The sequence below is a fragment of the Novosphingobium sp. BL-S-20 genome (genome assembly GCF_055521635.1).
Window position 1 is genome coordinate 1,497,422 of the sequence record NZ_CM145494.1, and the last position, 25,272, is coordinate 1,522,693.

General features: G+C 65.1%; 15 protein-coding genes. 9 read left to right on the top strand and 6 right to left on the bottom strand.

The window, feature by feature from the left end:
• Positions 1–7 precede the first annotated feature (7 nt).
• Positions 8–1,519, bottom strand: a complete 1,512-nt coding sequence (adiC, locus tag ACZ1II_RS14935; protein ID WP_465147144.1) for an arginine/agmatine antiporter — start codon at positions 1,517–1,519, stop codon at positions 8–10.
• Between the two features lie 13 nt (positions 1,520–1,532).
• Positions 1,533–3,821 (bottom strand): Orn/Lys/Arg family decarboxylase, encoded by a 2,289-nt coding sequence (locus ACZ1II_RS14940; RefSeq protein ID WP_465147145.1) that lies wholly within the window; start codon positions 3,819–3,821, stop codon positions 1,533–1,535.
• A 493-nt stretch (positions 3,822–4,314) separates the two neighbouring features.
• Here ACZ1II_RS14940 and ACZ1II_RS14945 point away from each other — a divergent pair, with 493 nt between their 5' ends.
• The 8 genes from ACZ1II_RS14945 to ACZ1II_RS14980 all read left to right on the top strand — a co-directional run bounded on the left by ACZ1II_RS14945 (position 4,315) and on the right by ACZ1II_RS14980 (position 16,341).
• A complete protein-coding gene (locus tag ACZ1II_RS14945; RefSeq protein ID WP_465147146.1) occupies positions 4,315–5,676 on the top strand; it encodes a TolC family protein in 1,362 nt (453 codons plus the stop codon).
• Complete coding sequence (locus tag ACZ1II_RS14950; protein WP_465147147.1) at positions 5,673–6,683, top strand: HlyD family secretion protein; 1,011 nt, start codon at positions 5,673–5,675, stop codon at positions 6,681–6,683. The genes ACZ1II_RS14945 and ACZ1II_RS14950 overlap by 4 nt, the downstream gene beginning before the upstream one ends.
• A gap of 77 nt (positions 6,684–6,760) precedes the next feature.
• Positions 6,761–7,825, top strand: coding sequence for an ABC transporter permease (locus ACZ1II_RS14955; RefSeq protein ID WP_465147306.1), 1,065 nt, complete (start codon positions 6,761–6,763; stop codon positions 7,823–7,825).
• Complete coding sequence (locus ACZ1II_RS14960; RefSeq protein ID WP_465147148.1) at positions 7,822–8,931, top strand: ABC transporter permease; 1,110 nt, start codon at positions 7,822–7,824, stop codon at positions 8,929–8,931. Before ACZ1II_RS14955 ends, ACZ1II_RS14960 begins: the two co-directional genes overlap by 4 nt.
• An 84-nt stretch (positions 8,932–9,015) precedes the next feature.
• Entirely contained in the window at positions 9,016–11,304 is a 2,289-nt protein-coding gene (locus ACZ1II_RS14965) for a TonB-dependent receptor (RefSeq protein WP_465147149.1), read from the top strand.
• Positions 11,305–11,327: 23 nt separating this feature from the next.
• A complete protein-coding gene (locus ACZ1II_RS14970; RefSeq protein ID WP_465147150.1) occupies positions 11,328–12,962 on the top strand; it encodes an alkaline phosphatase D family protein in 1,635 nt (544 codons plus the stop codon).
• A gap of 156 nt (positions 12,963–13,118) precedes the next feature.
• The gene (gene acpA, locus ACZ1II_RS14975) at positions 13,119–14,798 is read left to right on the top strand and encodes an acid phosphatase (RefSeq protein WP_465147151.1); all 1,680 of its coding nucleotides are present in this window, start codon (positions 13,119–13,121) and stop codon (positions 14,796–14,798) included.
• Positions 14,799–14,931: 133 nt separating this feature from the next.
• Positions 14,932–16,341 (top strand): M20/M25/M40 family metallo-hydrolase, encoded by a 1,410-nt coding sequence (locus tag ACZ1II_RS14980; protein WP_465147152.1) that lies wholly within the window; start codon positions 14,932–14,934, stop codon positions 16,339–16,341.
• A 19-nt stretch (positions 16,342–16,360) separates the two neighbouring features.
• Here the strand turns inward: ACZ1II_RS14980 and ACZ1II_RS14985 are convergent, their stop codons facing one another.
• From ACZ1II_RS14985 to ggt, 4 genes are all read right to left on the bottom strand, one after another.
• The gene (locus ACZ1II_RS14985) at positions 16,361–17,458 is read right to left on the bottom strand and encodes an acyltransferase family protein (protein ID WP_465147153.1); all 1,098 of its coding nucleotides are present in this window, start codon (positions 17,456–17,458) and stop codon (positions 16,361–16,363) included.
• Positions 17,459–17,767: 309 nt separating this feature from the next.
• A complete protein-coding gene (locus tag ACZ1II_RS14990) occupies positions 17,768–19,381 on the bottom strand; it encodes a phytoene desaturase family protein (protein WP_465147154.1) in 1,614 nt (537 codons plus the stop codon).
• Between the two features lie 16 nt (positions 19,382–19,397).
• A complete protein-coding gene (locus tag ACZ1II_RS14995) occupies positions 19,398–20,720 on the bottom strand; it encodes an amino acid permease (RefSeq protein WP_465147155.1) in 1,323 nt (440 codons plus the stop codon).
• A 78-nt stretch (positions 20,721–20,798) separates the two neighbouring features.
• A complete protein-coding gene (gene ggt, locus ACZ1II_RS15000) occupies positions 20,799–22,553 on the bottom strand; it encodes a gamma-glutamyltransferase (RefSeq protein WP_465147156.1) in 1,755 nt (584 codons plus the stop codon).
• 202 nt (positions 22,554–22,755) lie between these two features.
• On the opposite strand from ggt, the gene ACZ1II_RS15005 reads away from it, so the two are divergent.
• Positions 22,756–25,140 (top strand): TonB-dependent receptor domain-containing protein, encoded by a 2,385-nt coding sequence (locus ACZ1II_RS15005; RefSeq protein WP_465147157.1) that lies wholly within the window; start codon positions 22,756–22,758, stop codon positions 25,138–25,140.
• Positions 25,141–25,272: the final 132 nt, after the last annotated feature.

Consider the following 25,272-nt stretch of genomic DNA (forward strand, 5'->3'; position numbering starts at 1 on the left):
CGTTCCCTTAGTTCGCGCCGGACGGCGCCATTTGCTGCGCGGTCTCCCCGGCCTCCGCGGGCGCCTGTTCGCGCGAGCGGAGGTCGAGATCGCTGTGCCGTCCGACCGATAGCCAGAACATCACGACAAGGGCAACGATGGTCACGCCGAGCGCAAGGTAGCGCACCCAGACCGGGGCCTTGCCGCCGGGGTGGATGTGCTTCTCCTCAAGATCGCGCTTGCGGGTGATGGAGGCCGAGTAGAACACGATGGTGGCGATCACGAAGATCAGCGACCAGCGCGTCTGCTCACCGTCCGAACCGACCAGCGCGATCATGCAGTAGATTGCCCCCGCAAGCCCCGCCGCCACGAAGAAGGTGTACTGGCCGTGCGGCATCTTGCCGTAGCCCAGCACCTTTATCGCGATGCAGGAGTAGATGTAGGGCAGCAGCGTCATGATGACGGCGATCGAGGCGATCTTGCCGAATTGCTGGCTGGCGGTGGGGGACATCGTGGCGAGCACCTGCACGCTCATGATGACGGCCACGATCACCAGGCCGAGCGAGGGCACGCCGCGCTTGTTCACTTTGGCGAAGATGCCGGGGAACAGCCCGTCGTCCGCTGCCGCCTTGGCCGACTGGCCGACCAGCAGGGTCCAGCCCGCCAGCGAGCCGAGGCAGCCCACCGCTGCGCAGAGCGCCACGGTGCTGCCGGCAAAGTCGCCCAGTGCCAGCCGGGCTGCGTCCGCAAAGGGCGCGGAGGAGGCGATCAGTTCCTTGTTCGGGATCATGCCCATGATGACCGAGGAACTGAGCACATAGGCCACCGAGGCCAGGACAACCCCGCCCACCGTGGCGATCGGCACATTGCGCGAGGGATTGGCGACGACGCCGGCCGAAACCGAGGCACTCTCCACCCCGATGAAGGCCCAGAGCGTGAAGGTCAGCGTGGCCATCACCGCGTTCGGGCTGGACTGGCCCGAGACGTTCCATGCAGACGAGAAGATCTCCGGCTTGAACCAGAACCAGCCGAACAGCGCCATGCCGAAGATCGGCACGAGGGCGAACACCGTGGTGAAGCTCTGCAGCCGCCCGACGACCTTGGGGCCAAGGATGTTGGCGTAGGCGAAGAACCAGATGATCGCGATGGACCCGAAGGCCATCACGATCGGGATCTTCAGCGCCGGGAAGAAGTGTGAGAGATAGCCCAGCCCCGCCACGGCCAGCGCCACGTTGCCGACCACATTGGCCAGCCAGTAGATCAGGTTGGTCTGGTAGCCCATGTAGTCGCCATAAGCCTTGCGGGCATAGGCGTAGGGTCCGCCCGCCGCCGGATCGATGGCGGAAAGCTTGGCGAAGACCAGCGCCAGCGCTACCGCGCCCACCACGGTCAGAAGCCAGCCGATCAGCGCGATGGAGCCGATGGCCGAAAGGTTGGCGGGCAGCATGAACACGCCCGATCCCATCATGTTGCCCGCCACCATCAAGGTGGCGGGAACGAGTCCGATCTTGCCGCTGTCGTCGGCCGCTGCGGTTGCCATCACCGGTCTCCCCTCAGGACTTCTTCACGACGAGAACGTTGTAGACCCCGTCCTCCGCTTCCACCCCGTGGGTATCGTGGCCGAACCCCGGGAAGCGCAGGTCGTACCGCTCCAGCGCGCGCAGGTAGCCGATCAGCGCGCCCTCGGCGGGCCCGGCATTCTCGCCCGGCATCAGCAGGGGGATGCCCGGCGGATAAGGCACGATGCCGGTGGCGAGGGTGCGCCCGGCCAACCCGTCCAGCGTCACCTTCTCGATATTGCCGCGCACCAGTTCCTCGTAAGCGGAAACCGGGCTCATGTCGGGCTTGGGCAGGATGCCGAAAGCTTCGGACATGGTGGCGGTGGTCTTGAGGTCGCCCATCGCCGCGAACATCAGGTCCGCCAGTTCGCGCAGGCCCATGCCGGAATAGCGGTCCGGGTAGTCGGCCACCAGCGAGGGGATCGTGCGTTCCAGTGGCGCGTTGGCGTCGTAGTCCTTGCGGAAGTCCAGCAGGGCATTGACCAGCGTGCCCCACTTGCCCTTGGTCACGCCCAGCGAGAACAGGAACAGCACGGTGAAGTCCGTGGTCTTCTCCACCACGATGCCGCGCGCGCTGAGGTAGGACGTCAGGATGCTGGCGGGAATGCCCACAGCGCGCAAGCTGCCGTCCGGGTCCATGCCGGGGGTCAGCACCGAGACCTTGATCGGATCGAGCATGCAATAGCCCGGCTCGATATCGCCGAAGCCATGCCAGTCGGCACTCGGCACCAGTTGCCAGCAGGTGGGATCGGTGGCCAGATGCTCGGGATCGCATTCGTGGAATGGCACGCCGCGGCCGCGCGCGTCGTTCACTTCGGCGGGTTGCCAGATGTCGAAGAACCACGCGTTGTCGTCCGCGCTCTCGGCATTGAGCCTGGCGACCATCTGGCGGAAGGCCACCGCCTCGCGGATCGACACATCGGTCAGATGCTCGCCCGAGCTTTCCATCATCGCCGCCGAGACATCGTTGGAGGCGATGATCGGATAGCAGGGCGAAGTGGAGGCATGCATCATGAACGCCTCGTTGAAGCGGGCATGATCGATCGGATTGCGCCCGTCGCGCACATGGATCATCGAGGCCTGCGACAGCGCGGCGAGCAGTTTGTGCGTCGATTGGGTGGCGAAGACCGTGGGCTTCGATTTGTCGCGCGTGGCGGGATCGCCGTGCATGCCGAAGCGTTCGCGGTAGATCGGGTTGAAGCGGGCATAGCCGTACCACGCCTCGTCGAAATGCAGGCGGTCGACGGTGTCGCCCAGGAGTTCCTCGACCCGGGCGACGTTGTAGCACAGGCCGTCATAAGTCGAATTGGTGACCACCGCGTGGACCGGCTTGGCCCCTTCGGGCGCCAGCGGATTGTCCGCCACCAGCAGGCGCAAGTGCGCGGGGGTCAGATGCTCGGGCGGGATCGGGCCGATGATGCCCAGCGCATTGCGCTTGGGCATCAGGTAGCACGGGATCGCGCCCGAAAGCGTCATCGCGTGCTCCACTGACTTGTGGCAGTTGCGGTCGCACAGCGCCACCTGATCGCGGGTGACGGATGCCATCAGGATCACGCGGTTCGATGTGGAGGAGCCGTTGGTGACGTAATAGGTGCGGTCCGCCCCGAAGACGCCCGCCGCATAGCGCTCACCCGCACCGATCGGCCCGGAATGGTCGAGCAGCGAGCCGAGATCGCCGACCGAGATCGACAGGTCCGAACGGAACAGGCTTTCCCCGAAGAACTCGAAGAAGGCGCGGCCGGCAGGGGAGGTGAGGAAGGCGGTGCCGCCGGTATGGCCGGGGGTGTGCCAGGAATATTCGTAAGTCTGCGCGAACTTCACCAGCGCGCCGAACATCGGCGGCAGCACGGTGGAGCGATAGCGCTCTACAGCGGCGCGGATGCGGCCGCCGATGAAATCGGTGGTGTCTTCCAGCAGCCAGACGAAGTCGTCCGCCTTGGTCATCGCGTCCACCGGGATCGCCGAGGCGGCGGAACGGTCGGCCAGCAGGAAGATCGGCACGTCCTTGTTGAAGGCGCGCGTGGCGTCCAGCACCTTGTGGGCATCGGCGTGATCGGCGCTGTCACCAATATCCCAGTCGAGCAGCAGGCACTGGATCGAGGGATCGGTGGAGGCGACCGCGATGGCATCTTCCACATGATCGGAGATGATGACCTCGATCTCGCGCCGGTCCAGTTCCTCGACCAGCGCGGTCAGTGCGCGGCCGGGGGCGGAAACATCCTCGAAATCCTCGCGCACCAGCAGGGCGCGCATGGCCAGTCTCAGGCTCGAACGCGATACCATCTGAATAGGCTCCTCAAACTCGTGATCCTGTCGACCCGGCGATGAGCGTGCTGCAATCGAACGTGCAGCATCTGATATCTTATCCGTTAATCCGTACTTCTGGAAAATGTATCGTTTGCGAAAAGTAGCGCAGATGCCGAACCCTATTGGCAAGCATTAGGCTGTGTTCGGGCGTGGTGACGAAATGGGGTCCTTTTTCATATCGCGACAACTCGCGATTCGATTTACCCTGACCACGGACCGGAACATTGATCGAAATTTCTTTTCGTTCAAGGGGAAATATGTAATTCGTTGCAGGTCCCATTTGTGGTGAACCATGATTGACGGCAGCGATTTTCGAAATCGAACTGTAGTAGTCTGGGCCGGTGTCTTTGCGATGCTGGCTGCTTGTCCGAATTCTGCTTTCGGGCAGGATCGTGGTAAAGAAGCTGTTCAGGACGAGAATATCCCTGCGGCTTTGTCTTTCGATGCAGCACGTCAGCGGCTGGACCGTGTGTCTTTCGCACTGGGCGCCGCTTCGGACGAATTGAACGCGGCGGAATCGACCGCTCATGCGCTCAAGGCGCTGAACCGACCGGTCGTATCCACTTCGGTTTCTGTGATTGCCTATCAGAAATCGCTTTCGGTCGACCTGACCGGGCAGAAGGACAGCTTCAGCAATGCTGCAGGACAGTTCCTCGAAGGCCTGCCCGGAGAGTTCCCGTCCGAGTTCTCCGGCATCGTCCAGCAAGTGACCGGGCGCGTGGGCGAGGCGCTTCCCGGACTGCTCTCGCAGATTCCCGACGAACTCGATTTCCGCGCGCGGCAGACGGTGATCAGGCCCAATGTCACGGCGGTCATGCCGCTCTATTCGGGCGGGGCGATCCCGGCGGTCCAGCACGGGGCGGAGGCCGGCGCGGAACTGGCGCGGGCGAAGCAGGCGGGCGCGCAGGACCTGTCGCAAGTGCGGCTGGTGCAGAGTTACTTCGGCCAGCAACTGGCCGCCGCGCTGCTCACCTCCGCGACCGGTACGCGCGATGCTTTCGACAGGCATCTCGCCAATGCGCAGACGCTGTTCCGGGAGGGCGTCATCCCGCGTTCGCGCGTTCTGGAGGTGCAGGTGGCCCGCGATGCTGCGCAGCGCGCGCTCGAACGGGCGCGCATGGAAGAGCGCAACGCCTCGGACTCGCTGGCCCGCCTGCTCGATGCGGGTGGCGGCGTGACGCCGACGACGCCGCTTTTCGTAAACGGTAGCGGCCTTGAACCGCTGGACGATTTCCTCGCCAGCGCGACTTCGCCGGGACAGTCGCAGATGCGTGCGGCGGAAGCGGCGCGCGATCTTGCCGGTTCGGGCGTCGATCTTGCCAGGTCACGCATGAGGCCGCAGGCTTTTGCGTTCGGGTCGTACAATTTCAACCGCAGCGATGCGATCCCGGTCGATCCGGACTGGATCGTCGGCCTCGGTTTGCGCTTCACCCTGCTGTCCAACATCGACCGCCGCGACACGCTCGATGCTGCGCGCTCGCGGCAGAGTGCGGCGGAAAATGCTGCGCGGGATACGCAGAAGACCATCGAGATCGAGACCAGCCGTGCCTACAACTTGGTCGAGACTGCGCGCCGCTCCTTCCTGCTGCTGGACAGCAACATGAAAGCCGCCGAAGAGAACCTGCGCGTCCACGAAATCGGTTTTCGCGAAGGCGAGGATACCGCCAGCCAGTTGATCGATGCGCGCAATGTGCTTTCGCTCGCCCAGACGCAGCGGATCGCTTCTGCCTATGAATATGTCGTCGCTCTCGCCGTCTTGCTGGCGGCCAGCAACCGGGGCGAAAGCTTCCGCGATTACCTCCTCCGTCCCGACAGGATCACCGCACCATGAGCGAAGTCGAGCAGGCGCCCCCGGCAGCGCGCGGCAGGTTTCGCCTGCTGGTGGCGGGACTGATACTGCTGGCGATCCTGCTCCTTCTCGGCTTGTGGATCGCCGCGAGGCCCGCGCCGGACCAGTTGCAGGGCATGGTCGATGCCGATGAGGTCAACGTCGCCACGAAGGCGCTGGCGCGGGTCGAGCGCCTGCTGGCCGAAGAAGGCGCAACGGTGACGGCGGGAACGGTGCTGGCAGTGCTCTCCAGTCCGGAGATTGACGGCGGACGGCAACAGGCGCAGGGCGCGCTTGCGGGCGCCGAAGCCATGCGCAATCTTGCCGACAGCGGCGCCCGCAAGGAGGACGTGGAATCGCTGCGCGCGGTCTGGCAGGCGGCGCAGGCGGGAGCGGACCTTGCCGCCGTTACGGCACGGCGGGCGGACAATCTCTATGCGGAAGGGGTGATCGCCGCGCAGCGCCGCGATGAGGCCCGCGCCGCGCGTGACGCCAGCGCTCGTCAGGCCGAGGCAGCGAAGTTGCAATATCTGAAGGCCCAGTCCGGCGCGCGCTCGGAGGAAAAGGCGGCTGCGCAGGCGCAAGTGCAGGTGGCGAAAGGCGGCGTGTTCATCGCCGATGCGCTTGCTGCCGAAAAGACGCTGGTGGCACCGATCGGCGGCGAAGTGACCCGGCGGCTGGCCGAGCCGGGCGAGATCGTCGCTCCGGCTGTCCCGGTGTTCCAGATCATCGATATCGCCCATCCTTGGGTCTCGCTCAACGTGCGAGAGGATCAGTTCGATGCGTTGCGCAAGGGCCAGGAGTTCATCGGACGGATTCCCGCTCTGGACGGCCGTAAGGTCCGCTTCCGCGTGACCTACATCAGCCCGCAGGGCGATTTCGCGACCTGGCGCGCGACCCGGCAATCCTCGGGCTTCGATGTGCGCAGTTTCGAAATCAGGCTTCGTCCTGCCGAGCCGGTGAGAGATCTGCGTCCCGGCATGAGCGTGCTGTTCGACTGGCCGCAATGACCTCGTTCCGAACCGGTTTCCGGTCTGCCTTGCGCCGTGAACTCGGCCATCTTCGGCAGGATCGCTGGGACTTGGGAATGCTCACCCTGTTTCCGGCCCTAGCGATCCTGATCGTGGCGGCGATGCTGATTGCCGGGGTGCCGCGCGCCTTGCCGGTTGCGGTGGTAGACGAGGATAACGGCACGCTCAGTCGCGCCATTGTTCGCGCCGTGTCGGCAAGCCCGGCGGTAGCCATTGCCGCGCGTCCGGAAAGCATGGTTGCGGCCGAGCGATTGGCGCGGGAAGGGCAGGTCTGGGCGATCCTGCGCATTCCGCGCGGTGTGGGCAATGGACTGGAGCGCGCGACGACGCCGGCGATCCAGATTTTCTACAACGCGTCGTTTCTGACGATCGGCGGCAGCGCGCAATCCGGCATTCGCGCGGCGGTGGACGCCGTGCTGATAGAGCGCGGGTTGGACGCAGCGCGGGCAAGGGGGCTTCCAGCGATCCGCATTCGCCCGCCGGTCGTCCAGGCTACGATCCTGTTCAATCCGCAGGCCAGCTTCGAGTGGTACTTGCAGGCGCTGATCCAGCCTGCCGTGCTTCATTTGCTGACCGGCTGCGTCGCGGTGATGGCCATGGCGCGAGAGTTGCAGGGACGGTCGCTCGCGCGCTGGAAGGCCGAGACCGGCGGCGGCCTTCCAGCGCTGGCGGGGAAGCTGCTGCCCTACGTCGCGGCAATCTCGATCTGGGGCATGGTCTGGATGATCTGGCTGGTCGGCATTCGCGGCTGGACGATGAACGGCAGTCTGCTCCTGACCCTTGTCGCGCAGAGCCTGCTATTCGCCGGAACCTCCGCGATTTCCGCCCTGTTGGTGATTGCGGCGCGCAAGCCGAGCTTCGCCTTTTCGGCCACCGCGCTCTATGCGGGGTCGGCGCTCGCCTATTCCGGCGGAACCTTGCCGCTGAACGGCGGCTCCGCTTTCGCGCGCGGCTGGAGCGAGGCTTTGCCTTTCACCCATTACCTGCGCTTGCAGATGGACCAGTTCCTTGGCGCACCGGTATTCGTGGCGCTGCCACAAATGGCCATTCTGTCGCTCTATCTGCTGGTACCGCTGGGCCTCTGTCTGTTCCTGCTGCGCCGGGCGGAGCCGGCTGCGTGACGTTCGCGCAAGGCTTCGCTTCGGTCTTCAGGGCCGTGTTGTCCACCTTTGCGCTGGCCTCGATCGTCGTTCTGGCCGTCGTGCTCTACGGCTTCTATTATCCGGCGCCTTACGCACAGCAGACCGCACGCCAGCTTCCTGTCGTAGTGGTGGACGAGGAACGCAGCGATCTGACGCGGGCGCTCGTCCGCAAGCTCTCCGACCTTCGGGAAGTGCGGATCGTAACAGAGGCGGCGTCGATCCGCGAGGCGGAGGAGCAGGTCCGCAACCGCCAGGCCGACGGCATCCTGCTGCTGTCGAGAGGCTTCACCCGCAGCTTGCTTACCGGCGCACCGGGCGGAGGGATCGGTATCTGGGTCAACGGGACTTACCTGATCCGGGCCAGGGATATCGGCGGTGCCGTTCAGGCAGCCGCTCTGGCCACTGCGACCGAGCGGCTGGGACCGCTGGCTCAAGGGCTGCATCTGCGGGCACCCATTACGGTTGTAGAGCGGCCATTGTTCAACACGCGGGAAGGCTACGCGGATTACGTATTCCCTGCCGTGTCGGCGATCATTCTTCAGCAGACGCTGCTGTTCGGCACCGCGATGCTGGCAGCGGGGCAGCTGGCCAGGGTCCGGAATGGCCAAGCCGCTCCGCTCACACTGCCGGAGTTTTTCGGTGCATGGTGCGCTCTGGCGCTGATCGGCTGCCTGGCGGCGATGTTCTATTTCGGCTGGATATTCTGGTATCAGGATGTGCCGCGCGCCGGAAACATGGTGGGGCTGTTTGTCGCCGTTCCGCTTTTCGCCGCTGCCGTTTCCGGGCTTGGCCTGCTGCTCGGCAGCCTGTTCGACAGCGCCGAGCGGGCCTTGCAGGTGCTGATCCCGACTTCGATCGTGCTGTTCTTCCTGGCCGGCGCGGCTTGGCCGCTTTCCTCCATGCCGGATTGGGTATCGGGCCTTGCCCATCTCTCTCCCGCAACATGGGGCGTGCAGGCCTTCGTGCGCTTTAATGAAATGGGGGCCGGTCTGGGAGATGTCGCACCCTATCTCGCGGGGCTTGCCGCACTGGCCCTTGCCTATGGCGGTGCGGCGGCATGGCGCCTGACGAAGCGAGCGGCATAAAACCGTCACGGGAACGCCATCCAATCTTCATTTATCGCTCGTAACCCGCCGAACCGTAAGCGCATTCGCTCAGGGGAAACGGTAATGAAATTCGGTACTTGCACCGCAGCTCTGCTCGCGGGAACCGCCCTTGCAGGGCTACCTGCGACAGTTCACGCAGCCGAAGCGGAAACGGCCGAAAGTACCGATCAGAATACCATCATCGTCACCTCCCAGAAGATCGAACAGCGGGCGGTGGACGTTCCCATCACGCTCTCGGTGCAGACCGGCGAGCGTATGCGCGAACTGGGCGTGACCGACATCGGCGAACTGTCGAACTACGTTCCGGGCCTCAATGTCCAGGTGCAGAGCGCCAACAATCCCGGTTTCGTCATTCGCGGCATCACCTCGGACAGCGGCTCAGCCCAGCAGGGTCCGCGCGTCACGCTCTACTATAACGGCATCGATATCTCGCGCTCGCGCGGGGCCTATCAGGGCATCTACGATCTCGACCGCGTGGAAGTGGTCAAGGGGCCGCAGGCGACGCTGTTCGGCACCGCCGCCACGATCGGCGCGATCAGTTTCGTATCGGCCAAGCCGCAGGCCGGCACTTCGGCCTCGCTGACGGGGGCCTACGGCAACCTCGATGCGACCCGCGTCGAAGGCTTCGTGAATGCGGGCAACGACGTGATCGCCGCGCGCATCGCCGGGCAATGGAAGAAGCGCGACGGCTATATCGAGAACCTCGCACCGGGTCAGGACGATCTCTATGCGCAGGACCAGCTCGGCCTGCGCGGGTCGCTGCGCTATACGCCGACCAGCGACTTCACCGCGGACTTTGTCTTCACTTACGATCGCCAGCGCAATTCCGGCACGCCGTTCCTCTCGAAAAACCTCGGTTCCACTTCGGTCAACGGGCTTTACGACGCGGCCTATCTCGGCGGCTCGCCGCTTTCCGCACAAGTTCTCGGTTCCGATAAGCTCGGCCTCGACCGGGATGTCTATGACGCCAACCTGACACTGGGATGGGACTTTGCGGAGGGCTGGAACTTCACCACCGTCAACGGCTACCGTCACTTCGATGCGCTGGAAGTGTTCGACGCCGATGGCTCCGCCGCCTGGTATCTCGAATTCGCCGAACGCGCCAAGGGCTGGCAGGCCAGCCACGAAAGCCGCTTCACTTATAGCGACGACCAGTGGCGCGCCTCGTTCGGGTGGAACTACTTCATCGAGGACAGCTACCAGTACGTGCCGATGTCGTCCGAAGTCGGCACGTACCTCCAGTGCAGCGCCAACCTGATCCCCGGCCTCGGCTGCGTGGCGGCCGACAACACCGTCACGGCAGGACGGGCGACCTCGCTGCTGACCGGCGGTGCCTATACCGCGGTGCCCTATTCGAGCTGGTACAAGAATGAAGGCCGCAACCAGTCGTGGTCGATGTTCGGCGACGTGACCTGGAAGCCCGTGACTGCACTGGAACTGACCGCCGGTGCGCGTGTGCTGATCGAGAAGCGCCGCTCGGGCTACTCTGCCTATCAGCCCAACGCCCCGGTCTATGGCCAGCCTTTGCTGCCGCTGGTCGACACCGGCGGACAGACGTTCTACGCCCGCAAGTCCTATGCTGCGGTGCTGCCGCGCTTCAATGCGCTCTATCACCTGACGGAGAACCTTAACCTCTACGCGACGATCTCGGAAGGTCGCCGCTCGCCGGTGGTCCAGCTCTCCGCCGCACGAGGGCCGGTGGCCGATCTCGACCTCATCAAGTCGGAGACGGTCTGGAACTACGAGGCTGGCATCAAGGGCTCGGTCGGCATGTTCTCCGGCTCGCTCGGCGTCTATTACGACAAGTACAGCAATTTCCAGGTTTCGGTGCTGGATGCGACAACCGGCGTCGCCCGTACCGAGAGCGCGGGTTCGGCCTCCAACCTCGGCGTGGAAGCCGAACTTGAGGCGCGCTTCACCGATTGGCTGAGCGCTTTCGGAAACGTCGGCTTCATCAGCGGCGGGATTGACGACAAGGCCGCCAACGGCGTCTACGCCGGGGACCAGTTCCGCCTCCAGCCCAAGTGGCAATGGGCCGCCGGTTTCAACCTCAACCTGCCGGTCAACCAGAGCACCAGCGTGTTCCTGACGCCCAGCGTCACCTATCGCAGCAAGATCTACTTCGAGATTCCCAACCGAGAGGTGACCAGCCAGGGGCCGGTCACGCAGATCAATGTTCGCGGCGGCGTCTCGCTGATGGACGGCAAGTTCCAGATCGCCGGTTACGCCCGCAACCTGACCGACCGGAAGTACCTGCTCGACGCAGGCAATACCGGCGGTTCGTTCGGCTATCCGACCTTCATCCCCGCCGAACCGCGCACTTACGGCATCGAGTTCACCGCGCGCTACTGACCGACCAGACTCAAGGATAATCCATGACCCTTCAACTCGACCGCCGCCTGCTGCTCAAGGCAGGCGCCTTCGGCCTTGCAGCGCTCTCGACACCCGGCGTCGCCCAGATCCTCACCGCGCGCGGCTTTACCCACGGCGTGGCGAGCGGTGAGCCTGCCGCGAATTCTGTCCTGCTCTGGACCCGCTATGTCGGCAGCGGCGATACGAAACTGCGCTGCGAGGTCTCGGCGGACGAGAGTTTCCGCAAGGTGGCAAGCGGCGGCGAAGTGATCGCCTCGCCCGCGCACGACAGCTGCGCCAAGCTGGTGGTTTCGGGGCTGACGCCGGGGCAGTGGTACTTCTACCGCTTCATCGCGCCGGACGGCACGAAGAGCGAGGTTGGCCGCACGCGCACCCTGCCGGTGGGTGAGGTCAATCGTTTCGGCATCGGCCTGTTCTCCTGCTCGAACATGCCGTTCGGCTGGTTCAACGCCTATGCCCATGCGGCGGCGCGCGACGATCTCGACCTGATCGTCCATGTCGGGGACTACTTCTACGAGTACGAATACGGGCACTATCCCGACAATCCGATGGCGGGCCGCCCGATCGAGCCGCAGAACGAGACGGTGTCGCTGGCCGATTACCGCCTGCGCTTTGCCAGCTACCGCCTCGACCCCGATCTTCGCCGCATCCACCAGCGCTTCCCGATGATCGCCCAGTGGGACGACCACGAATTCGCCAACGACACCTGGAAGGGCGGGGCCGAAAACCACCAGCCGGAGAAGGAAGGCGAATGGTCGGTGCGCCGCGCGGCGGCGGAGAAGGCCTATCGCGAATGGATGCCGGTGTCGGATGCGCTTTACGACAGCTTCCAGATCGGCTCGCTGGCGACGCTGTTCCGCCCGGAAACGCGCATAACCGGCCGCATGGAGCAGCTCGATTTCGGCGCGGTCATGGCAGGAGCCGCAAAGGGCGGCCAAGCGGAGATCGCCAAGGCTCTCATGCAGTTCCGCGACGGGCCGTGGATGTCCTCCGACCGTACGCTGATGGGCGCAACGCAGGAGGCGTGGCTCAACAAGGGGCTGGTGGATTCCGCGAAGTCCGGCACGCGCTGGCAGGTGCTGGCGCAGCAGGTCGTCATGGGTTCGCTCAAGGCGCCGCCGCAAATGGCTGACCTCGTTCCGGCGAGCGGCGATCCCAAAGTACGTCAGGCGCTGATGGCCATCGCCGCCGCCTCGCAAGTGGGCCTGCCGTTCAACATGGACTCGTGGGACGGCTATCCCGCCGCGCGCGAACGTCTGCTGCGCGCGGCCCGTCAGGCGGACTGCAACCTCGTGGTCCTCGCGGGCGACAGCCACAATGCCTGGGGCAGCGAGCTTTCGGTCGATGGCACGCCTGCGGGTGTCGAATATGCCGGGCACTCGGTTACCTCGCCGGGCTACGAGGAATACTTGCCCTCGGTCCCGCCCGCCGATCTGGCCAAGGCGCTGCGCGGCGCCAATCCGGGGCTGGCCTATGCCGATACCAGCCGCCGGGGCTATGTCTCGCTGCAACTCACGCCGGAACAGGTCCGCGGCGAGTGGCACTTCATGGGCACGATCGCGCAGCGCACCACCGCGGGCACGACGAGCGAGGGCCTGTCGGTGAAGTGGAACGAGCGGCGCTTCGCCAAGGCCTGAAGGTTCCTGCAATGACGAAATGGGCGTTCCGGTTCTGTCGGGGCGCCCATTTCACATGGAGACCTGCTTCGGCGATGATACAGGATATCCTGAATGGTTGACGTCTCTCCATCGAGACAGCAAACAGCCGGAAACATATCTCCCCAAGGAACCTCCATGACCGATTCCGATCTTCCCGAACCACAGGCCGAGAACCCGGTCGTGCGTCCGGACCGCCGCGACTTCCTCGGCGGTCTTGCCGCTGCGATTGGTGCCGCGGCCGTTGCCGGTGGTACGGTGGAGAGCGCCGAGGCGCGCCCGGCCAAGGGTTCGTCGTCGCGTCCGGTCAGCGATGCGAAGCTGCGTGAGGCGATCGATACGGTCGTGGTGATCTTCGCGGAGAACCGCAGCTTCAACAACCTCTTCGCCGACTTCCCCGGTCTCCAGCAACCGCTGGCAGAAGTCCCCGCCGAGCGCACCCGTCAGCGCGACCGCGACGGCAAGGTGATGGAACGTCTGCCGAAAATCTGGGAAGGCCTTGTGCCCTCCAAGCAGGTGGTTGAGCATGCCGAATACCAGATCGGCCCGGACGACCTTGCGCCGATCCCGAACGGTCCCTTCGCGCTCAAGACGCCCGAGGGCGATCCGCTGCCGCACGGCCTCGTCACCCGCGATCTCGTCCATGCGTTCTACCACAACCAGATGCAGATCAACGGCGGCGCCAACGACCAGTTCGTCGCCTGGGGGGACAGCGGTGCGCTGGTCATGGGCCACTATGGCGACATGCGCGCGCAGCTCCGCATGTGGCAGATCGCGCGCGAATTCACGCTCTGCGATAACTTCTTCATGGGCGCGTTCGGCGGCTCGTTCCTCAACCACCAGTACCTGATCGCCGCGCAGCCGCCGTTCTACCCGCATGCCGACAAGAGCCCCGCCGCCAAGCGCATTGCGAAGCTTGAAGGCAATGACCCCAAGGGCACGCGGCTCAAGGTAGACCCCAAGACGCCTGCCAGCGCGCTCGACGGTCCGGCGGTGTTCGGCGCCAATACGCTCTCGCCGGACTTCTGGGCGGTCAACACGATGCTGCCGCCCTATGCGCCGACTTACGAACTCGACGCGGAAAAGCCCGGCTATGCCAATGCCGCCAGTTCGCACACGCTGGTGCCGCAGCAGCACAAGACCATCGGTGACATGCTCTCGGCCAAAGGCGTGGACTGGGCCTGGTACGCGGGCGGGTGGAACGCCGCGCTCGAAGGCCACATGAACGACGCCTCGTTCCCCTCGCGCCCGAACTTCCAGCCGCACCACCAGCCGTTCAACTACTACGGCCGCTTCGCCCCCGGCACCGCCGACCGCGCGAAGTTCCTGCGCGACGGTGGCGAGGGCAGCACCGCGCGCACCAACAAGTTCCTCGCCGATGCCGAGGCAGGCAAGCTGCCTGCGGTGAGCTACTACAAGCCGCAGGGCAACCTCAACATGCATGCGGGCTACTCGGACATTGACGCGGGCGATCGCCATATCGCCGCCGTCATCGACGGCCTTCGCGCCAGCCCGCAGTGGGAGAAGATGCTGGTCGTCATTACTTTCGACGAGAACGGCGGCTGGTGGGATCACGTTGCGCCGCCGAAGGGCGACCGCTGGGGACCGGGCACGCGCATTCCCGCCGTCATCGTCTCGCCCCATGCGAAGAAGGGCGCGGTCGATCACACGATCTATGACACCGGCTCGATCGCCCGCTTCCTCACCCGTCGTTTCGGGCTGGAGAAGCTGGAAGGCCTGAAGATGCGCGAGGAGGCCATGGTCGCGGCAGGCGGCGTGGCGCCGGGCGATCTGACCGGAGCGCTCGATCTGGGCTGATCCGCGCAAAACAGGTGCGCCTGCTCACTGATTGCGACAATGTGCCGAGGCCGGACCCGATTCTCCATCGGTTCCGGCCAGACACAAACTTCGGATCGCACTAATTCTTCAAATTTCAGGGGGCAAAATATCTATGCGGGTCATCGCATCCACCGTCTTCACGCTCGGCGCAATTCTCGCGGTGTCCACCGGCGCCCAGGCCGCGCCCAAGGCCTATCCCGAGGCCGAGAAGCAGGTTCTCGAAGTCTCGAAGCAGGCCATTGCGCTGCGCTCGGTCGAAGGTGAAGGCAACCAGACGCAGCAGGTCGCGGAACTCTTCCGCAAGGAACTGCTGGAGAACGGCTGGGACGCCAGGGACATCGAGATCGTGCCCCACAAGGACACGGCCTACCTGATCGCCACCTGGCCGGGCAGCGATCCCTCGCTGAAGCCGCTGGTGGTCTCCGCGCACATGGATGTGGTCGAGGCCAAGCCCGCCGACTGGGAGCGCGATCCCTTCACCCCGGTCGTCGAGAACGGCTACCTCTACGGACGCGGTGCCAGCGACACCAAGTTCGAAGCGGTGCTGGCGATGGAATCGATGATCGAACTGCGCAAGCAGGGTTTCAAGCCCAAGCGCACCCTGGTCATCGCCTATTCCGGCGACGAGGAAACCTCGATGGCAACCTCGAAGCTGATCGCCGAGCGGCTGAAGAATGCCGAACTCGTGCTCAATGTCGACGGATCGTCGGGCACCCTGTCGGAGAAGACCGGCAAGCCCGCGTTCTGGTCCTGGGGCGGGGCGGAAAAGACTTACGTCGACTACCAGATCGAAGTGACCAACCCCGGCGGCCATAGCTCCGCGCCGCGCACGGAAAACGCGATCGTCCAGCTTTCCGAGGTATTGGAGCGGATCGGCCACTATCACTTCAAGCCCGAACTCAACGACATCACTCGCGCTTATTGGGTGGAGGCGGCGAAGCTCGAACCCGATGCCACGCTGGCTGGCGCCATGCGCGCGTTCGCGGCCAATCCGAACGACGAGGCGGCGCTCAAGGTGTTGCGCGCCAATCCCTCCATGGTCGGCCGCACCGGCACGACCTGCGTGCCGACGATGATCTCGGGAGGCCATGCCCAGAACGCCCTGCCGCAGCGCGCCACGGCGAACATCAACTGCCGCATCTTCCCCGGCCACACCCGCGAGGAGATCATGGCAGAACTGGAGAAAGTCGCGCAGATGCCTGCCGCGAAGTTTTCCGACGTGACCGGCGATGCCTCGACGATGTCGCCCGCCTCGCCGATGCGGCCGGACTTCGTGGCGGCGACGCGCAAGGCAGTGACGGCGGCCTGGGGGCCGATCCCGATCATCCCTTCGCAGGCCTCGGGCGCTTCGGATTCGATGTGGTATCGCGCCCTCGGCGTGCCGAGCTACAGCGCCAGCGCCTCGATGATGAAGGACTCCGACGAGTTCGCCCACGGCCTCAACGAACGGCTGCCGCTGCTCAACGTGCGGCCGGGGATCACCTACTACCTCAGCCTCTACCGGGATCTCGCCGGGAAGTGAGCCTTGAGAGACTGGCGGCTCAGGCTGCCGCCAGTCTCTTTCCGCTGAGCCGTCCCCCGCTGAGGATACGCGCGGGTCCCGGCGCGGCGCGGCTGAGCAGGGTGCCCAGCAGGACGACGGTCAGCAGCACGATCAGCGGCTGGGCGACCAGATAAACCGGGTAGAGCGGCGAGCCGAGCGTCCCGAACAGCCTGCCCAGCAGCGGCCCGCCCAGCCAGATCAGGATCAGGTGCGAGCAGAACAGGAAGAACGCGAAAGGCTCGATCCTGAGCAGCGGCTTGCGCACCACGGTTCCGGCAACGCTCCAGGAAATGCGCCAGTAGGCAAGCGCTGCCGAGATGCGCACGGCAAGGTCGAGCGTCGCGGCCGGGAGGCTGATCGGGGATGCGTCCACCACCAGCGTGAAGTAGAGCTGCACGGCGGTCAGCACGGCGAACGGGGCCAACGCCATGGCCAGCGGCCATTCGGCGATCCGGTCGGACAGGTTCTCGCGCCGGGCGATGATGCCAAGGGTGAAAAAGAACGGGATCGAGGCGCGCATGAACACCGGCGGCCCGAAGCCCGCGATCTGGCAGACCGCCGCGATCAGCGCCACCGCAAGCAAGGTGCGCTTGCCGCAGCGTACCAGCAGCGGGGCCAGCATCATGCAGAGGAACAGGTCGCGCAGGAACGGCATCTGGACGTTGATGTCCGGATTGCGGCTGGCGATGAACACTTCCTGGAAGACCCAGTCGAGCGACTGCGGCGTCGGCGCGGCGAGCCGCGTCGCGACGGCCGCGCCGGAGACCAGCAGGATCGCCAGCGCGTTCCACAGCACCATCGGCAGCAGGATCGTTTTCGCCTTGCGGCCGACATGGCTTGCCCAGTCGAAGGTGCGGCTCGATCCCGCGACCAGCCAGCCGGAAATTAGCCCGAGCAGGGGAACGGCGCTGCGTCCGAACACATCCATCAGCACCCAGCGCAAGTTCTCCTGCGGGGTGCCGTGGGCAAGCTGGAGGTCGTATCCGGTAAGGCCGGTCCAGGCGTGGACATAGACGACGCCGAGGATGCAGATGACGCGCGCAACCGAAATGGCATCGGACCTGCGCCGCGCGTCGAGTGTGAGAGTGTCAGGCAAACCGTCTTCCCATTTTGTCGCAACCCGCCGAACTGCCTTGGTTTTTCGCCTTTGAGGCCGGTCACGAAGGAGTTCGGATCGCAATGACAAACCAACAGCTGGGCAATAGGTCTGTCGCTAATCGGCAGGGCGACCCGGAGGAGGGACGAAGCGGGGGTTTTACGGGCAGTAGCGTAATATCCACCGTCGCCCCCGCGAAGGCGGGGGTCCCGCTTACTTCTGCGACCTCTCGTGTTACGCAAGAAAAGCGGGACCCCCGCCTTCGCGGGGATGACGGATGTGTGTTGCTATGTTTTCGCAGGCTGTGGACTACAGGAAGCGACTGTAGGGGCCGCCCCAGCGCTTGGTGTCCGCGATTACCTCATGCGCGCAATTGTGCCCCGGCGCGCCGGTCACGCCGCCGCCGGGGTGCGTGCCGGAGCCGCACATGTAGAGCCCCTTGATCGGCCCGCGATAGGCGCCGTGCCCCAGCACTGGCCGTGCCGACCACATCTGGTCGAGCGTCAGGTTGCCGTGCATGATGTCCCCGTCGACGAGGCCGAACTTGCGCTCCAGCCCCTTGGGACTGAGCACCTGTCGCCCGAGGATCGAGGCGCGGAAGCCCGGCGCGTATTCCTCCACCGTGTCGATCACGGTGTCTGCCGCCTTGTCTTCTTCGGCATCCCAGTCACGCCCATCGGGAAGCTCAGGGGCGAACTGCTGGCAGAACAGGCTGGCGACATGGTGGCCTTCGGGTGCGAGGCTGTCGTCCACGGTCGAGGGGATCAGCATCTCGACGATCGGCTTCCTCGACCAGCCATGGACTTTCGCATCGAGGAAGGCGCGGTCCATGTAGTCGAGCGTCGGCGCGATGATGATGCCGGACTGGTGATGCTCGCCCGGCGCGGGCAGGCAGGTGAACTTCGGCAGTTCGGAAAGCGCCACGTTCATGCGGAACGTGCCGCTGCCGGTCTTGAAACCCTTCATGCGGCGCCGGAAATCGGGGGTGAGGTCGCCTTCCGCAATCATCCTGCCGTAGAGCAGCTTGGGTCCGACATTGGCGATCACGCGGGTGGCGGCAATTTCCTCGCCGCTTTCAAGCCGCACGCCGGCGACCTTGCCGCCATCGACGAGCACCTGATCCACCGGGCTTTCAAGGCTGATCTCCACGCCCAGCTTGCGGCAGACCTCGCCCATGATGCGGGTGATATTGCCCATGCCGCCGACCGAGTGGCCCCATGCGCCCTTCTTGCCATTCACTTCGCCGAAGACGTGGTGCAGCAGGACATAGGCGCTGCCCGGCGTATCGGGCGAGGCATAGTTGCCGACGACTGCGTCGAAGCCGAAGGCGGCCTTGACCGCCTCGCATTCGAACCAGCCGTCCAGCAGCCCGCGCGCGGACTTGGTGAAGAGGTCCAGCACATCGCGCTGCGCTTCGAGGGAAAGGCCCGTTAGCCTGCGGCCCTGAAGCGCCGCGTCGATCAGTCCGCGCCAGCCGTCACCGGCGTTGGGCGGCGATTTCAGCGCCAGATCGCGCAGCACTTCGGCGACGGTTTCCAGCGCATCGTAATAGACGGGCAGCACTTCGGCATCGTGGGCGGAGAAGCGGCGAAACTCGGCCTGGGTGCGCTCCAGCCCGCCGCCGAGCTTGAGGTAGCCGCCGTCTTCCTGCGGCAGCAGGTTGGAGATCGGACGCTCGATCACGCGGTAGCCATGGTCGGCCAGCCGCATGTCGGCGATGACTTTGGGCTGGAGCAGGCTGACGGTGTAGCTGGCCACCGAATTGCGGAAGCCAGGGTGGAACTCCTCGGTCACGGCAGCCCCGCCGATCACATCGCGGCGCTCCAGAATGCGGACCTTCAGCCCCGCGCGGGCAAGGTAGAACGCGCAGACGAGGCCGTTGTGGCCGCCGCCGATGATGACGGCATCGTAGGACTTCGTCATGTCGTTCTCCAAGCGATCAATCGACTTCGTTACGCTTCAGCCAGAGCCAGATCGGCAGGCCCAGAACCATGAGCACGAAACTCAGCCCGCTGGCACCGATCCCGGCGCCCCACAGGGTCCAGAGCGCATAAAGCGCGCCGATCAGCGCCGGAATACGGGCAACGCCCAGCGTCAGCGCCGCCAGCGCGCAGGCAAGATAGAGCCAGAGCGTCGCGGACGTGGAGAGCAGCAGCAGGTATTCGAACAGCGCCTGCATCGTCCGGCTAGCGTTCATCGCCGCGAAGAAGCTGGCGACGAGGGCGGACGTCAACAGGGCGCGGCGGGCGGTGCCCTGCGCATCGATTTCGGCGAACCACTGCGGCAGCAGGCGGCGCGCGGCCATGTCGCGCATCATCTCGGCCTGGAGCAGGGTCCAGCCGTTGAGCGCGCCGATGCAGCTGATGACGGCAAAGACTGCGACGAGGGTGGCGACGTCTCCGTCGAGGAAGCGGGCGACGAAAGTGGCGAAAGGCGCGGCCGAGTGCGCGGCGAGGTCGCTCGGCAGCAGCAAGGCGATGGCCGAGCAGACCATGAGATAGAGCACGCCGGTTAGCGCCGTACCCCAGAGCGTGGCGCGCGCGACGTTGACCTCGGGATTGCGCACGCGCGCGGCGGCGACGCTGGCGGATTCGAAGCCGAGCAAGGCCCAGAGCGTGAGGGTCGCAGCGCCGTTGATGGCGCCGGTATGGACGAGCGAGGCGTCGAAGCGGGGAAGCTGCGCCTTGCCGCTCGACAGGACGTAGACGGCCAGCACGATCACCACCAGCAGCGGGATCACCTTGAGCGCCAGCGTGACGATCTGGAACTGGCCCGCCGCGCGGGTGCCGCGCAAGTTGACCAAGGTCATCAGCCAAAGCAGCGCGATCGCGGCCAAGGCGGGAACATGCTCGCCGCGCCCGAGGAACGGTACCATGCTCGAAAGATAGGAGACGGTGGCCACGGCGATGGTCACTACCGAAGTCCAGAGCGAGACGAGGTAGATCCAGCTGATGAAGAAGCCGGTCCTTTTCCCGAAGGCATCGGTGACGAAACCGGCAGGCCCGCCAGCTTGCGGTCGGGCGCGGGTCAGGCGGCTGAGGACATAGGCGAGAACCAGCGCGCCGGTGATCGTGGCGAACCAGCCGATCACCCCGTTCCAGCCGAACGGGGCAAGGCTGGCGGGTAGCAGGAACACCCCGGACCCGATCATGTTGCCCATGACCAGTGCGATCGCCGCCATGAGGCCGAGGCTGCCCGTGGTCGAGCGGATGGCCGCAGCCTCGGCCCGTCCCTCGATCTGTTCGTCTTGATCGCCCGGCATGTCGTTTCCCTGGTTGAAAGGCAGCGGCCCCTAGGGGAACTCTATGGCATTTTCAACGCGAGGAAAGGTGAACCGGGTTCAGAACCCCCGCGCGACGCCCTCGCGGCGGGGATCGGCACCGCCCAGATAGCCCTTCGGTATGGTGATGATCGCCTGCAGGCCGGATTCCTCACCTCTGGACGTCGAAAGCGGCATGTTCCGCGCGGCAAGGGCATCCATGATCGGCTGCGGGAACTTGTCGGCGCTATAGCTGTCGCCCTTGGCCACGAGATTGGGCAGCGAGACGGCCTGCTGCGGCGCCATCTTCCAGTCGAGCATGGCGACCAGCACCTTGAGATTGTAGGCCTGGATCGCCGAGCCGCCGGGCGATCCCGCTGCCGCCACGAACTTGTGCTTCGGCGTCAGCACGATCGTCGGTGCCATCGTCGAACGCGGACGCTTGCCTGGCGCGGGCGCATTGGCCGCTTTGGCGCCGTCCTCGTCGGTGGGATTGAACGAGAAGTCTGTAAGCTGGTTGTTGAGGAAGAACCCGCCGACCATGCGGCCGGACCCGAAGATGTTCTCGACCGTGGTGGTCATCGACAGGGCATTGCCCTGCGCATCGACGATAACGATGTGGCTGGTGCCGCCCGGTTCGTCGGTCGCGTCCGGTCCGACCTCGGGCGCCCCCTTGGGCATGCCGGACGCCACCGGCCCGGCCCTTTCGCCGATCTCGGCGGCGCGGCTCTTCAGGTATTCGGGATCGAGCAGGCCTTCCAGCGGCACTTTCACGAAGGCCGGATCGCCGACATAGCGGTCGCGGTCGGCATAGGCGAGGCGGCTGGCCTGGGCGAACTCGAACCAAGCCTTCTCGTCGGAGGCATTGCGCTTGTCGATATCGGTGTGTTCGAGCACGCCGAGCGCAATTTGCAGGCCGGGGCCCCCTGATGGCGCCTGCGGCGTGCAGACGAGGTAGAGGCGGTAGGGCTGACAGAGCGCGGCGCTGGCATGCGGTCGGTAGTTCGCCAGATCGGCCAGCGAGAGCGTGCTCGGGCGCGGCCCTTCGTGCACCCGGTCGACGATCTTCTGGGCGAGGGGGCCGGTCAGCAGGCCCGAGGCACCGTACTTCGCGATCCGTTCCAGCGACTGGGCGTAGTCCGCATTCTTCAGTCGGTCTCCGGCGACGTAAGCCGTGCCGTCGGCCTTGGTGAAATAGCGCTTCGCATCCGGCGCGGAAGCCTGCGGGGCCTTGCTGGCGATCATACCGGCGAGACGCGGGCTGACGATGAAACCGTCCTCAGCCAATATGTGTGCCTCGTTGAAGAGCCCGGCCCAAGGTAGTTTGCCATGTTCGCGATGCGCCATGTCGAGCATGGCGACCGCGCCGGGGACGCCGGTCGAGATACCACCCAGAACCGCCTCCATGAAGGGCAGGCGCTTGCCGTCCTCGTCTAGGAACAGGCGGTTCGTCGCGCCCGCGGGAGCGGTCTCGCGCCCGTCGTAGGCCGTCACCTTACGGGTCTTGGCGTCGTAGTAGACCATGAAGGCGCCGCCACCGAGGCCGGAGCTTTGCGGTTCGACCAGACCGAGAACCGCCTGAATCGCAACCGCGGCATCGATGGCCGAGCCGCCCGCCTTCAGCACGTCCACACCGGCTTTCACCGCCAGCGGATTGGCGGCCGCAACCATGGCATGGCGAGTGCTTGCCGATTGCTCGACGCGCGGCGGGTTCGCGGTTGCGGTCCGCTCCGCCAAGGCTGTCGTTTGCGCTGCAACCGACTGACCGGAAGCGAGGGCGGCAGCAAGCACACCAACGGACAGGCCGAGGGCGAGGATCGGTCGGCGCAAGGGCATTCTCCGGGAGACGATAGGCATTTGCAGGGACTTAGCGCTCTCCACCGGGGCGCGCCACCCCGTCCGTGTCCGTTTTGTGTCCAGCGCGCGATCGTCATTCGACGGTCATCGTAACGCCATCGAAATGCCCTCGAACTGACCACGGGAAGTCAGAAATATCAGTCACATGCTGCGCCGCAATACGGTCTTCAGGGGAACCACGATGCGCGCATCGACCATTCGCAATTTCTATCTCGTCGGCACCAGTCTGGCCGCACTGGCACTCGCGGCTCCGGCCTTTGCCGAGGAAGCACCGGCGGACAGCGCCGCAGGTGAGTTCGACGGGGAAGCCATCGTCGTCACCGGCCAGCGCACGACCTACAACAATGCGGCGCTGACCGAGGATCTCATCACCCAGCAGCCGCCGCTGGTCTCGGCGCTCGATCTGGTGGATACGCTTCCGGGCGTGCAGGTGAACGAGGGCGATGCCTTCGGTTTCGACGACTGGTCGACCACGATCTCGGTACGCGGCTATCAGACCAACCTCGACACGCAGCAGGTTGGCCTGACCATCGACGGCCTGCCCAACGGCGGTTCGGGCTATGGCGGCGGCGCCAAGGCCAACCGCTTCGTCGATACCATGAACATCGGTACGGTTGAGGTATTCCAGGGTACTGCCGACATCGGTTCGCTCTCCAACGAGGCATTGGGCGGCACGATCAACTTCGTCACGTCGGACCCGCTGGCCGAACGCCGTCTGCGTCTCTCCGGTTCGGTGGGCGATTTCGATGCGAGCCGCTATTATGGCCGCTTCGATACCGGCACGATGCTGAACGGCACGACCCGAGCCTGGATATCCTACTCGCACCAGCAGGCTTCCGACTGGATGGAGGGTTCGGCGGACAACTGGCGCGATAACGTGGCGGCCAAGTTCATCGTCGATACCCCGGTCAAGATCACCGGCTATGTAGACTGGGACAAGGCGCACGAGAACAACTACGACCAGATTTACTCGGCGGCTCAGTTCGCGGCCAATCCGAACAGCGACGGTCTCGTCGGGGTCTGGACCGGCGTTCCCTATCAGGATCAGGCCTATCGTCAGGTCTGGGCGACGCACCGCGAGAACTTCTTCGCCTATCTCAAGGCCGAGACGAAGATCGCGAACTCCATCGATCTCGATGCCACCGTCTATTACCACGACATGGCCGGGCGCGGTGACTGGGCGCCGCAATACGTGGTCGACGTGACCAACGACGGGGCGGGCAATCCCCAGAGCGAAATCTCGGGCACCGGCACCGTGCGCGGCGGTTCGCCGCTCGGCTCGATCTACTTCGTGGATGCCAGCGGCGTGGCGCTCAGCCCGCGTGCGGGTTGCACGGGGTCGATCGGTTATCCTTACGGCGGCACCACCGACCCCAATTACGATCCCTCGTGCTATGCGGCGGGCGCGATCGCGGTGCAGTCCTATCGCCACACCCATTACCGCAAGGACCGCCTTGGCGGCACGGCCAATGCCGCATGGAAGATGGGCTTCGGCGCTTTCGACAATACCCTGCGCGGCGGTCTCTGGTACGAGGACACCCATCGCCGCGAATGGCGCGACTGGCACAATGTCACCGACACCGCCGTCGGCCCGGCCTATGACGCGACGCCCTACTGGACCCAGTACGACCGCAAGTATCCGCAGGACACCTTCAAGTGGTACGTCCAGGACCAGGTAGAGTTCGGCCCGGTCACGGCCAACTTCGGCGTGAAGCAGTTCATCAACCACATCGATCGCATCGATCTGATCGGCCAAGGCGACAATGCCCGCATCTCGTCGAAGTCCAAGGTGCTGCTCTCGGGAGGTCTCCAGATCGAGCCGATGGCGGGCCTGAACGTGTTCGGCGGCTATTCGGAGAACTACAAGGCGCTCTCCGACACCTTGCTGGAATACAACGACGCCGACTTCAGCAGCATCAAGCCCGAGACAGCGGAAAACTGGGAGGCGGGTGTCCGCTACAGCACGCCGTTGATCCAGGCTTCGGCCACCTGGTTCAAGAGCAAGTTCTCCAACCAGGTGATCTTCGTGCCGAACTCGACCCAGGCCGGTAACGACTACCTGGGCGAAGGCGACGGCAAGTTCTTCAACGCCGGCGGTATCGACTCGCAGGGCTTCGAACTGCTCGCCAGTCTGACCCCGGTGGACGGCCTGCACCTCTACGGCGCCTATACCTATATCGATGCGACCTATCGCGGGACCGGCAATGCCGAACTCGATGCGGAACAGGGCATTCGCGCCGGAAACCGCGTGACCGGCATTCCGAAGAACATGTGGGTGCTCGCGGCGAACTACCAGTACGGCCCGGTCCGGCTGGGCGTGACCGGCAAGTATACCGGCGACCGCTACGTCAACGCCTCGAACGCCTGGCAGGCCGAGAACTACTTCCTGACCGACCTGACCGTCGGCGTGAAGGGCGATGCCCTGAGCGACTGGCTGAAGGCGCTGGACTTCACGCTCAACGTCACCAACCTCACCGACAAGCGCTACATCGGCGGCATCTCGGGCGGCTACGGCTTCCTCGGTGCGCCGCGCACGATGGTCTTCACCGTTACCGCCGACTTCTAAATCCCGTTCGGACCATGAATGCGAAGAGGGGGGCGTCCTTTGCGGCGCGCCTCTCTTTTCGTTTGTGGGTAAGGCGATGACCGGGGGGCTGCATTGCAATAAGTGCAACGGTGATGCGATAATATCCACGAG